Annotated in this window: 2 protein-coding genes; both read right to left on the reverse strand. The window is 38.4% G+C overall.

Going from position 1 to position 1,648, the window contains the following annotated elements:
- Positions 1–1,118: sugar porter family MFS transporter (locus WBN20_RS02605; protein ID WP_424280602.1), on the reverse strand; the 1,118-nt coding region annotated here is incomplete at its 3' end.
- Between the two features lie 54 nt (positions 1,119–1,172).
- Positions 1,173–1,648: glycoside hydrolase family 30 beta sandwich domain-containing protein (locus tag WBN20_RS02610; protein ID WP_424280603.1), on the reverse strand; the 476-nt coding region annotated here is incomplete at its 5' end.

Genomic DNA, 1,648 nt, shown 5'->3' on the forward strand with positions numbered 1-1,648 from the left:
TCGAAAGATTTGACATTTAAATCTGTTAAAGCAGTTCTTATCTCAGTGTTGCCAACTTTATCCAGGGTTTTATCATTAAAATCATAGGTGGCATTATTAAATGCTAGGGCAGCCATTAAAAGAGCGATAGTCATAAAAGTTGTACCTATTAACAAAAGGGGTTTACGTCCCAGCCTGTCAATTAACCATATAGCTACCAGAGTGAATACAAGATTGGTAAGGCCCACTACAATTGCTTGTAGAAATGAAGAATCTGTACTTCCACCGGCTTGTTCAAATATGGTTGGCGCATAATAAAAAACTGCATTAATCCCAGTAATTTGTTGAAAAAAAGCAATGCCCAGTGCGATAATCATGATATTGCGATTTCTGTATTTAAAGAAATCGGATATTCTGCCCTTTTCTTCTTGCAGGTCAATGCCTCGCAGAATCTCGGCGATAGTAAGCTCGGCATATTCCTCTCCTCCAATCTTTACAAGAATCTTTCTTGCCAGTTTAACATTATTTAATTTAGTAATTAACCAACGTGGACTTCTTGGAACGGTAAAAAGTGTCAAAAAATAAATGGCGGCCGGAATAGCTTCCACACCCAACATCCAGCGCCAACTATCTTCTCCCATATTAACCAGAAAATAATTAGAAAAATAAGCAACCGAAATACCTATAACGATATTCAATTGATTGAATGATACAAGACTTCCTCTGAGTTTGGGAGGTGCTATTTCTCCAATATAAATAGGGGCTATTAATAGGGCGCCTCCAATGCCTACGCCTCCAATAATCCGAGCAATAATAAATTCTGTATAACCTGTTGCCAGTGCAGACCAGCTAGCTGAGATCATAAAAAGTGCTGCTACAAAGATCAAGACATTTCTTCGACCAAATTTATCACTCAGGGGCCCAGCCATTAAATTCCCTGTCATTGCTCCAAAAACGACACATCCAACAGAAAAACCAAGCATCCATTCCGTCATTTCAAAGTAGACCTGAATCCCCTTGACCGCACCAGAAATTACAGCACTGTCAAAACCCAATAAAAAACCACCTAGGGCGACAATCAGACTGATGAAAATCGTATAAGACTTATTCATTTTAATAACTTGATCGGGTTTTTCCATCTTTTTGTTTTTTTGGTTTGGTTATTTTGTTAGGTTTGGCAGACAGATAAATTACTATTCTGACATCACAATAGTTTGTATTCCATTTGCCGGAATTTCAATTTTCGCAGTTTTTGAATCCATGGTGATCCCATATTCTAAAGGAGCTTCACTTTGATTCATTGCCACGATCACCAAACTACCGTCCGTATTCACAAATGCAGTTGACAGCAAGGAATTTGAGCTCGAAACACTACTGATCCTTTTTGCGCCAGGGCGAATAAATTTAGAAAAATGCCCTATATAATAATAGGAATACGTTAATGTAAGTTCGCCGGTTTTGGTGTCTCCATGTGCCGGAGCAAAACATAAATTACCCACATGGTTGGGGCCACCTGTTTCATCCAAAAGAATATTCCAGTCTGTCCATGCCACCGTTCCATTGTTAAAATCATTTATCATAGACCTTCCATAGCGTTCTGCAAGTCGTTCTTCCTCAATTTTGGCAATATCATAACCTTCGTTACAGCCTTCTGTAAAAATTAAATTCT

It is taken from the genome of Eudoraea sp., assembly GCF_049665975.1.
GTDB lineage: Bacteria > Bacteroidota > Bacteroidia > Flavobacteriales > Flavobacteriaceae > Eudoraea.